The following is a 9,795-nucleotide window of genomic DNA, read 5'->3' on the forward strand; positions in this document are numbered from 1 at the left end:
CGCCCTTCTCCTTGAGCCGCACCGCCTCTTCGACGGCGATCTCGTCGAAGGGGTTCATGCTCATCTTCACGCCGGCGAGGTCCATGCCCGAGCCGTCGCTCTTCACACGGACCTTGACGTTGTAGTCAACGACGCGTTTTACACACACCAGAACCTTCATTCCCATTCCTCTTCTACGCAGCTGTCAGTCTGTCCCGCACTCGGTGCGCTGGTGTGGAACAGTGCTGGCTTCACTCGTTGCCCGGCGTTGAAGCGGCCCCAGGCGCCGGCAGGACCTTGCCGGGATTGAGCAGGTTCTTGGGGTCCAGCGCCTTCTTTACCTGCCACATCAGCTCCAGCTCCACCGCGGACTTGTATTGCGTGAGATCGTCGCGCTTGGCAACGCCGATGCCATGCTCGGCCGAGATGGAGCCGCCGGCAGCATGAGCCAGCGAGTCGACCGCATGCGACACCTTGTCGTAGCAGGCGCCAAGGAACTCCTTGGCCGTGCGGTCCTTGGGACGCAGCGGGTTGAAGTGCACGTTGCCGTCGCCCATGTGTCCATAGACGATCATGCGTGCCTGAGGCTCCAGGGCGCGAACGGCGGCGCTGGCCTCCTCGATGAAGCCGGCAATGCACGACAGGGGCACGGACACGTCGCACTTGATGCTGCCTCCCGTACGGGTCTGCGCATCGGAGATCTCCTCGCGAATGCGCCAGAAGGACTGTGCGTCCGCCACGCTCTGGGCAAGGGCGGCGTCAAGCACCAGGCCGCTTTCCATGCCTGACTCCAGCGCCTGCATCAGCGACTGGTCCAGGCTCTCGGACGATCCCCCCGAGGTCAGCTCTATCAGCACCATCCAGTCGTGCCGGCCCTCCAGCGGCGGCCGCACGTTGCCCAGGTACTCCAGAACCAGTTCCAGCGCCGGACCCGAGATCAGCTCGAAGGCCGTGACCATCTGTCCGGCGGCCTTCTTGGCCTCGCCCAGCAGCGCCACGGCAGCAGCCGGGTCCGGGACCGCGGCCAGTGCCACGGACGACGTGCGGGGCAGGGGCATGAGCTTGAGCACGGCAGCCGTCACGATGCCCAGCGTCCCTTCTGATCCCACGAACAGCTGCTTAAGGTCGTAGCCGGTGTTGTCCTTGCGCAGGCCGCGCAGTCCGGAGTAGATGCGGCCATCTGGCAGCACGGCTTCCACGCCCAGCACCAAGTCGCGCATGTTGCCGTAGCGCAGCACGGCCGTGCCGCCGGCGTTGGTGGCGATGTTGCCGCCGATCTGGCACGAACCCTCGGAGCCGATGCGCAGCGGGAACAGCCGCGCGGCATCTTCGGCCGCGGTACGGGCGGCGTTGAGCGTCACGCCGGCTTGCAGCGTCATGGTGTCGTTGATGGGGTCCACCGCAAGGACCTGGTTCATGCGGCGCAGATTGAGCACGATGGCCGCGCCATCGGCGCCGGGGACAGCCCCGCCCATCAGCGAAGTGTTGCCGCCCTGCGGTACCACGGCCACGCCGTTCTCGTGGCACCAAGCCATGACCTGGCTGACCTGCTCGGTGCTGCTGGGCAGCACCACGGCCGCGGCCTGGCCGACATAGAGGCCGCGGTAATCCGTGACGAAAGGCTTGATTTCCGCTTCGGTGCCGAGGCAGGTCTGGGACCCGACGATGGCGGACAGCGACGCGACGATGGCTTCGGAAGTGGGCGTGTTCATGGCAGGGCGCAGTGATCAGTAGGCGGCGGAAGGCTTGTCGGCCACCGCGGTGGCAGCGTCGGGAGCCAGGAAGTCAGCGGCCAGCTTGCGTGCGGCGTTGGCATAGAGCAGCACGTCCACGCCAGTAGCCACAAAGGTGCAGCCCAGCTCCAGATAGCGGCGCGCGAGCTTCGGGTCCGAAGTCAGCGTACCGGCCGCCTTGCCGCTGGCGATGATGGTGCGCATGGCGCCTTCGATGGCGGCCTGCACGTCCGGATGGCCCGGCTTGCCGCGGTAGCCCATCGATGCCGCCAGGTCGGCCGGGCCGATGAAGACGCCGTGCACGCCTTCCACTGCGCAGATGGACTCCAGGTTCTGCAGCGCCGTCACGGTTTCCGCCTGCACCAGCAGGCACACCTCGTCGTCGGCCGCGTCGAGGTAGTCGGTGCGCGCGCTCCAGCGCGAGGCGCGCCCCACCGCGCTGCCCACACCGCGGATGCCATGCGGCGGGTATTGCGTAGCGGCGACCAGCACGCGAGCTTGCTCGGCCGTGTCCACCATGGGCACCAGCAAGTTGTGGGCGCCGATGTCCAGCAGCTGCTTGATCAGATGCACCTCGCCGGAGACCACCCGCACCACGGGCTGCGAGCGATAGGGGGCTACCGCCTGCAGAGCGGCCAGCGTGCTGCGCAGGTCATTGGGCGCGTGCTCACCGTCGATCAGCAGCCAGTCGAAGCCGGCCGTGGCGCTGACCTCGGCCAGGTACGGATCGGCCATGGAGAGCCAGAAGCCCACCTGGGCCTGCTTGGCGGCCAGCGCGGCCTTGAAGGGGTTGCTCATGCGTGGTTCTCGGTTGTCGTCGTGAGGGCCGGACTGTTCAGGACAGGCCGCCTTGGCACAGGTACTTGACGTGCAGGTAGTCGTCGAGGCCGTGCGTGGAGCCCTCGCGGCCGTAGCCCGAGGCCTTCACGCCGCCGAAGGGGGCGGCTTCGGCGGCCAGTGCGCCTTCATTGACGCCCACGATGCCGGTTTCCAGCGCCTCAGCCACGCGCCAGATGCGCGCAACGTTCTGACTGTAGAAGTAGGCCGCCAGCCCGAAGGGCGTGTCGTTGGCCAGGGCGATGACCTCCGCCTCGTCCTTGAAGCGGAAGACTGGCGCCACGGGGCCGAACGTTTCCTCGCAGGCGCATTCCATGTCGGGCTGCGCGTCCACCAGCACCGTGGGCGCGTAATAGTTCGGGCCGCTTGCCACGTCGTTGCGCACGCGGTGGCCGCCGGCCACCACGCGCGCGCCCCGCGCCACCGCGTCGTTGACGTGGCGCTCGATCTTGTCGACCGCGCGCGCGTTGATCATCGGGCCGATCTGCGAGGTTGGATTGCTGGCCGGGCCGACCTTGAGCGCACCGACCACCGCTGCCAGCTTTTCCACAAAGGCGTCGTGCACCGACGCGTGCACGTAGACGCGGTTGGGACAGACGCAGGTCTGGCCACCGTTGCGGAACTTGGCAGCCATGAGACCCTGCACGGCGGCGTCGAGGTCGGCGTCCTCGAACACGATGAAGGGCGCGTTGCCGCCCAGCTCCAGCGACAGCTTCTTGAGCGTGGCGGCCGACTCGCGTGCCAAGTGCACGCCCACGGGCGTGCTGCCGGTGAAACTGATCTTGCGCACCCGCGCGTCGCGCAGCCACTCATCCACCACCGCCGGGGTGTTCGCACGCGAAGCGGTGACGATGTTGAGCACACCCGCGGGGAAGCCCGCCTCCTCGGCCAGGCGCACCAGCGCCAGCGAGGTCAGCGGCGTGTCCTCCGCCGGCTTGGCCACCACGGTGCAGCCCGCCGCCAGGGCCGGAGCGATCTTGCGGGCGATCATCGCGGCGGGGAAGTTCCAGGGCGTGATCACGGCCACCACGCCCACCGGCTCCTTGAGCGCGAACATGCGCCGACCGCGCTGCGGCGCGGGGATGACCTCGCCGTTGGCCCGCGTGGCTTCCTCGGCGAACCACTCCACGTAGCTGGCGGCATAGAGCACCTCGCCACGGCCTTCGGCCAGCGGCTTGCCCTGCTCGCGAGAGATCAGGCGGCCCAGGTCCTCCTGGTGCTCGACGATCAGGTCGTTCCAGCGCTTGAGCAGCCGCGCGCGTTCCTTGGCCGGCGTGGCGCGCCAGCCGGCAAAAGCTGCCTGGGCCGCTTCCACGGCCGCACGGGCATCCTCGGCACTGCTGTCAGGCACGCGGGTGATGAGGCTCTCGTCGGCCGGGTTGGTCACGCCCAGCAGGGCGTTGGCATCCAGCGCATCGCACCAGCGGCCATTGACGAAGTTCTGGGTGCGGATCAGGTCGTCGCGGCGAAGATTCAGGGACATGGTGATGCCTTCCCCGTTCGGCCCAAGGCCTTGGGCCGAACGTGTATTGGTGAGAGCTGAAGGAGAGGGAGACGGCTCAGGAAACGATGCCGATGTGCCAGGGCACGAACTCGTGGTCGCCCAGGCCCAGCAACTCGCTCTTGGTCTTTTCGCCGGAGGCTGCACGCAGGATGTGCTCGAAGATGCGCTGGCCCATCTGCTGCACGTCGCACTCGCCGTCCAGCACCGCGCCGCAGTTGACGTCCATGTCCTCTTCCAATCGGCGGAACATGGTCGTGTTGCTGGCGAGCTTGATGGTCGGTGCCGGCTTGGAGCCGAACATCGAGCCGCGCCCGGTCGTGAAGCAGATGAGGTTCGCACCGCTGGCGATCTGGCCCGTGACGGCTACGGGGTCGTAGCCCGGCGAGTCCATGAACACGAAGCCGGCCTTGTCGATGGGCTCGGCATAGCGGTACACGTCTACCAGCGGTGTGGTGCCCCCCTTCATTGCGGAGCCCAGCGACTTCTCGAAGATGTTGGCCAGCCCGCCAGCCTGGTTGCCGTGGCCGACCACGCCGTTGAACTGTGCGTTGTGGCCGCGCGTGTACTCGGCCCACCAGGCGAGGCGGTCCAGCAGCTTCTGGCCGACCTCAGGGCTGACTGCGCGGCGCGTGAGCATGTACTCCACGCCGTGGATCTCGGGCGTCTCCGACAGGATGGCCGTGCCGCCGTGGCGCACCAGAAGGTCCATGGCAGCACCCAGTGCCGGGTTGGCAGTGATACCCGAGAAGCCATCGGAGCCACCGCACTCCAGCCCGATCTTGATGTGCGCCGCGCTCACGGGCTGGCGGTTCACGTCGTTGGCAGCAGGCAGCATGGCTTCCACCGCCTTGACGCCGGCTTCGATCGTGGCGCGCGTGCCGCCGGTGTCCTGCATCACCAGGGACTTCACCAGCAGACCGGGCTTGAGGCCCTGCGACTCCAGCAGTTCGGCCACCTGATTGCGCTCACAGCCCAGGCCCACGATCAGCACGCCAGCCAGGTTGGGGTGGCGCGCGTAGCCGGCAATGGTGCGGCGCAGCAGGTCGAAATGCTCACTGGGCGAGGACATGCCGCAGCCGCTGGTCTGGGCAAAGGCGACCACGCCGTCCACGTTGGGATAGGCCGCCAGCCGCTCGGGCGTGAACTGGGCGGCGATCTGCTTGATCACCGTCGCGGAACAGTTCACCGAGCTGATGAGGCCGATGTAATTGCGCGTAGCCACCCGGCCGTCCGGACGAACAAGGCCCAGGAACGTGGCGCGCTCGTTCTCGGGAACGAATTCCACCGGCCGCACATCCTGGCCGAAGCCCGGATCGCGGTACTCGTCCACCAGCGTGAGGTTGTGGCCATGCACGTGTTCGCCGGCCTCGATGTCACGGCTGGCCACGCCAATGACGGTGTCGTACTTCTTCACCCGCTCGCCCGCGGCGATGCGCCGCGCAGCGATCTTGTGGCCCGCCGGCACCTGTGCTCGCATGCGCAGGCCGAACTCCGGCAACTCCTGGCCGAGCGCAATCGGCGCCCGGGCCACCAGCACGTTGTCATGGGGGTGCAGCCGGATCAGGGGCGACAGGGGCGTGGAAGTGGTCATCGTGTCACATCAGTCGAAGTTCAAAGGGCAGCGCGCAACGCGCTGCACTGTGCTGCCGGCAGTTGCTCAGCCCTTGGCGAGCAGCTCCTTGAGCTTCAGTCGCTCGATGAGCTGCGTGTCGTGGCGGAAGGTGGCGGCCACGTACCGGGCGTACTCGGGGGCGTCGAGGTACATCAGCGGGGCATCGATCTTGTCGCAGGCGGTCGTGAATTCCGGGCTGGCTACAGCAGCCTTGAAGGCCTCGCGCAGCCGCTTCTCGATGGCGGGGTCCAGGCCCTTGGGCGCGCCCACGCCATTCGGGGCATCCACCACGACGTCGTAGCCCAGCTCCTTGAGCGTAGGGGTCTCGGCGAAGTCCTGGGTGCGCTTTTCGCCCCAGGTGGCCAGCAGCCGCAGCTTGCCAGACTTCACGTGCGGGGCCCAGGAAGTGGAATCGGCCAGGGCATCGACCTGTCCGCCGAGCAGGTCCTGCAGCGCCGGCGCACCGCCCTTGTAGGGAATGTGATTGAGCTGGATACCGGCGGCCATGGCGAACTCTTCCATGCCCACGTGCGTGGCGCCGGCGATGCCGGCGCTGGCATAGGTCAGCGTGGCAGGCTTGGCCTTGGCAGCGGCCACGAAATCCTTGAGCGTCTTCCACGGCGCGTCGCTGCGCACCACGATGCCGAACGTCTGCCCCGAAGTGCGCGCCAGATAGGTCAGGTCCTTGAGCGGGTCCAACTGCACCGTGCCCAGCTGCGCAAACCGGGTCACGGAGATGGGGATCTGGCCGATGGTGTAGCCGTCGGGCTTGGCAGTGGCCAGCGCCTTCAGGCCCAGCATGCCGGAGGCACCCGTCTTGTTCTCCACCACGATGGTCTGGCCCAACTGCTTGGCCGCAGCCACGCACAGCGCACGCATGGTCACGTCCGCCGTGCCACCGGCCGGCCAGGGACAGATGAAGGTGATGGGCCGCTCGGGGTAACCCGCGGCGAAGCTGCGCGTGGACAGGCCGAGCGCGGTAGCGCCCAGGCTGCTCAACATGAATTGGCGGCGGGTGGTGGCCATCCTTGTCTCCTTATAAGCCGTGGAAGTGCGATGCAGCGGGATTGTGGAAACGGTCAACATCGCTGTCTAATGAAGAACTGGACTGTCTTCTTCACAAAATTGACATGAAAGCTCCGGCCAGCCATATCGACCGCGTCCTGCGTTCCAACCTCAAGCTCAAGCACCTGCAGCTGCTGGTGGCGTTGGACCAGTTTCGGCATCTGGGCCGGGCCTCGGAATTCCTGTCGCTGACGCAGCCGGCGGTATCCAAGACGCTGGCCGAGGTGGAAAAGATGTTCGGTGTGGCGCTGTTCCTGCGCTCCACGCGCGGCACCGAGCCCACGGCCTACGGTCAGACGGTGGTGCGTTTTGCACGTTCGGTGCTGGCGGACTTCGACCGCACCCGTGAGGAGATTGCCGCCGTGTCGAGCGGCGCAGCGGGGCGGGTGCGCGTGGGCGCGATGGTGGTGGCCACGCCAGTGTTGCTAGCGCAGGCCATTGAGCGAATCAAGGCCCAGTCGCCGCAGACCACCGTGCTGGTGGAGGAAGGAGACCTCACGAAACTGCTGCCGCAGCTGCGCCTGGGCGAACTGGACGTCTTCGTCGGCCGGCTGGAGCCCGGCTACGCGGCACCGGACCTGGAGACCGAGCCGCTGTACGAGGAACCGATGCGCATCGTCTGCGGCCCAGACCATCCGCTGGCCCGCCGCCGCCGGGTGACCTGGGGCGAACTGTCGTCGCGTCCATGGGTCATGCCACCGCCATGGGCTTCGTCAAGGGTAAAGCTGCATCAGCTCTTCTACAAATACCAGTTCAACCCACCGGCGGACGTGATTGAGACCGCATCCTTCCTGGTTACGCTGACGTGCTTGAGAGAGCGTGGTGCGATCGGCTTCTGGGCGCGCTCGGTGGCCGAGCACTACCGCACCCAGGGCTTGGTGCGCATATTGCCGGTTGACGTACCCATTGACCTTCCGCCGGTGGGATTGATCATGCTGCGTGGACGGTTGCGCACGCCAGCAGCAGAGCAGTTCATAAGTTGCCTGCGTGAAGTCAACGCTGACAGGCGCTTGAGTTCGCGGGCCAAGGTTGACCAAGGCAGCAGCGTTGACGGCGACGGCTGAACTGTCCCATCGGGCAGGTGCAAGACCTGAAGCTTGACCCAGGCGAGGCCAACAAGATTTGCATTGCAGGCTCTTGCGAGTGGTTGGGTAAGCGGTTTGCCAGTTCCGAGCGTATACAGCACTACAATGTGATTTATGTCAAATATTGTTGCTTCAACAACTGACATGACAAAAGATCGTCACGGTGAATTGGCTGCTCCTGCGGCAGAGGTCCTACATCACAAGGCGGCCTGATCACTACGCCGGCGTGTCGTGCCACAGCAGCTTTGACTGCTCCTGCAACCGCTGGTACGGCGCCAGTTGAGCCAGAAGCACGTACATGCGTCAAAAGCGCCCTGCATGGCAGGGCGCGGCGTCCTGGCTACCTGAATCGTGAACTCAGAATGCCTTGCGTACACCTACTTGAAACAGCGTCTTCTCGTTCACGAATTCCTTCAGGTCGCCGTTGTGCACCCCAATGGCCGAATACACCGTCGTCAACTTGGACAATGAGTATGTGACACCAAGACCGACGCGCCCCAGGGTACGGTCTGCTCCCGCCGCGTTCTCGAATTGGCTACGTGTGTAGTTCACGCCCACGGTCGCGGCGCCAATGGGAACGGACGCGCCAACCGTATAGGCCTTCAGTCTCGTGGCCGGTCCGGCAAGGCCCGGCAGTGTCAACGTTGCGATCTGCGTGCCGACACCACCTGCGGGAGACGGTGCAGTGATGATCCCGCTGCTGCCTGGCGTCAGATCCTTGCCCCTCTGATAGCCGGCGAACAGCTTGAACGCGCCGAAGTTGTAGTTGCCGCCCAGTTCCAAAATCCGGTTGACCGTGTCTCCGGCAGCGGCCACACCGGCAGTTGCCACGCGTGCCTTGCTCTGTTCATACGACAGCGCAACGTTCAACGGCCCCTTTGCATACAAGCCTTTCAGGCCGTGATACCGGTCCACCAGGCCTTCACCGGCCGCCACCATGGCTTGAAGGCGGAGACCAGCGACGGACGGCGAGAGATACTGCACTGCATTGTCGATGCGGGGCGCATCGATGAACATCTGCACGACACCGGCGGGCAACGTGACGGAGGGCGCACCCGGATTCAGGATGGTGCTGTTGGCGAATGGATTGTTCAGGGCCTGCACCTCCTCATGGAAGATGTACTGCCGACCCAGGCGAATCTCGCCCGCGCTGGCCGAAACCAGCGATACGAACGCCTGGCGTCCGAACAGGCGGCCACCTTGTGCCGATGTCCCGACATCGGCATTGAACCCCGACTCCAGCACCACGTTCGCCTTCAGGCCGTTACCCAGGTCTTCCGAGACACGAAGGCCCCAGCGCGATCCTGGTCCGGTGACGCCGCCATCTGCCAGCCGGTTAAGCGACTGGCCTGCCAAGGGCGAGCTGTCGCCGGACCTCAAATGCTGGTAGTTGACGTCGACCTGACCGTACAACGTGACCGATGACTGCGCCAACGCGACACCGGCAACCATCCCCATGGCCGCTACAGCAGCCCCTTTTGTCATCATGCTTGTCGTCTCCATCATTAAGGAAAGGCTCGACGCAGCCGGGCGTCGAGGTTCTACAGCCACGCCGCTTGTGGTGTGGGCTGGTGCGCCATGCGCGCGTTTACGGGCTGCTGCCTGTGCAGCCCGAGGGCATTGCTGAACTTTCAGACGGACTTCTTCGGCCAACGAGTCGAAATCGTTCAACCAGTTGGCCGAAGGCCTACTTCTCGGGCTTCAACTGCCTACAGGCAAAAGCGCAAAACCTCGGTACAACGCGCCCTGCGTTCGCTGCGCCATCCCGCACAGTCGCAGGCCCGGTCGGCGGCACAGTAACGTTCCAAGCACCGTTATCGCCTCCAGTTGCGTCAGCGACGAGCCCAGGCACACATGCGGCCCGGTGCCAAAGGACAGAGAGCCCGGGTTGGCCCGTGCCACGTCCAGCCGGTCCGGTGCCTCGTGCCGCGCCGGGTCGCGGTTCGCCGCGCCAATGAACGCGATCACCAGCTCGCCGCG

At 65.9% G+C, this 9,795-nt stretch carries 8 protein-coding genes and 1 pseudogene; 1 reads left to right on the plus strand and 8 read right to left on the minus strand.

Going from position 1 to position 9,795, the window contains the following annotated elements:
- The 6 genes from H537_RS50485 to H537_RS0138630 form a co-directional block, all read right to left on the minus strand.
- Positions 1-160, minus strand: a 160-nt coding sequence (locus tag H537_RS50485; protein WP_375136363.1) for an electron transfer flavoprotein subunit beta/FixA family protein, incomplete at its 3' end; no start/stop codon positions are given.
- 70 nt (positions 161-230) lie between these two features.
- Positions 231-1,691: an FAD-binding oxidoreductase gene (locus tag H537_RS0138610; RefSeq protein ID WP_043462151.1), complete on the minus strand. Its 1,461-nt coding sequence runs from the start codon at positions 1,689-1,691 to the stop codon at positions 231-233.
- A 15-nt stretch (positions 1,692-1,706) separates the two neighbouring features.
- Positions 1,707-2,510, minus strand: a complete 804-nt coding sequence (gene hpaI / locus H537_RS0138615; protein WP_029002103.1) for a 4-hydroxy-2-oxoheptanedioate aldolase — start codon at positions 2,508-2,510, stop codon at positions 1,707-1,709.
- Between the two features lie 37 nt (positions 2,511-2,547).
- Positions 2,548-4,032: an NAD-dependent succinate-semialdehyde dehydrogenase gene (locus H537_RS0138620; RefSeq protein ID WP_029002104.1), complete on the minus strand. Its 1,485-nt coding sequence runs from the start codon at positions 4,030-4,032 to the stop codon at positions 2,548-2,550.
- Between the two features lie 76 nt (positions 4,033-4,108).
- The gene (locus tag H537_RS0138625; protein ID WP_029002105.1) at positions 4,109-5,644 is read right to left on the minus strand and encodes a UxaA family hydrolase; all 1,536 of its coding nucleotides are present in this window, start codon (positions 5,642-5,644) and stop codon (positions 4,109-4,111) included.
- 66 nt (positions 5,645-5,710) lie between these two features.
- Positions 5,711-6,691 (minus strand): Bug family tripartite tricarboxylate transporter substrate binding protein, encoded by a 981-nt coding sequence (locus H537_RS0138630; protein WP_029002106.1) that lies wholly within the window; start codon positions 6,689-6,691, stop codon positions 5,711-5,713.
- A gap of 104 nt (positions 6,692-6,795) precedes the next feature.
- Between H537_RS0138630 and H537_RS48290 the strand changes: the two genes are divergently transcribed.
- The gene (locus H537_RS48290; RefSeq protein ID WP_051244640.1) at positions 6,796-7,794 is read left to right on the plus strand and encodes a LysR family transcriptional regulator; all 999 of its coding nucleotides are present in this window, start codon (positions 6,796-6,798) and stop codon (positions 7,792-7,794) included.
- 378 nt (positions 7,795-8,172) lie between these two features.
- Here H537_RS48290 and H537_RS0138645 read toward each other — a convergent pair whose 3' ends face one another.
- Entirely contained in the window at positions 8,173-9,486 is a 1,314-nt protein-coding gene (locus H537_RS0138645) for a porin (RefSeq protein ID WP_156902244.1), read from the minus strand.
- A 30-nt stretch (positions 9,487-9,516) separates the two neighbouring features.
- Positions 9,517-9,795: pseudogene (locus H537_RS57125) on the minus strand (cytochrome P450); the annotation flags it as partial.

Source organism: Azohydromonas australica DSM 1124 (genome assembly GCF_000430725.1).
Classification (GTDB): domain Bacteria; phylum Pseudomonadota; class Gammaproteobacteria; order Burkholderiales; family Burkholderiaceae_C; genus Azohydromonas; species Azohydromonas australica.

Excerpts from the sequence above, each read along its gene's own strand:
- H537_RS0138610 (WP_043462151.1), bottom strand. The coding sequence starts at position 1,691 with ATGAACACGCCCACTTCCGAAGCCATCGTCGCGTCGCTGTCCGCCATC.
- hpaI (WP_029002103.1), bottom strand. The coding sequence starts at position 2,510 with ATGAGCAACCCCTTCAAGGCCGCGCTGGCCGCCAAGCAGGCCCAGGTG.
- H537_RS0138620 (WP_029002104.1), bottom strand. The coding sequence starts at position 4,032 with ATGTCCCTGAATCTTCGCCGCGACGACCTGATCCGCACCCAGAACTTC.
- H537_RS0138625 (WP_029002105.1), bottom strand. The coding sequence starts at position 5,644 with ATGACCACTTCCACGCCCCTGTCGCCCCTGATCCGGCTGCACCCCCAT.
- H537_RS0138630 (WP_029002106.1), bottom strand. The coding sequence starts at position 6,691 with ATGGCCACCACCCGCCGCCAATTCATGTTGAGCAGCCTGGGCGCTACC.
- H537_RS48290 (WP_051244640.1), top strand. The coding sequence starts at position 6,796 with ATGAAAGCTCCGGCCAGCCATATCGACCGCGTCCTGCGTTCCAACCTC.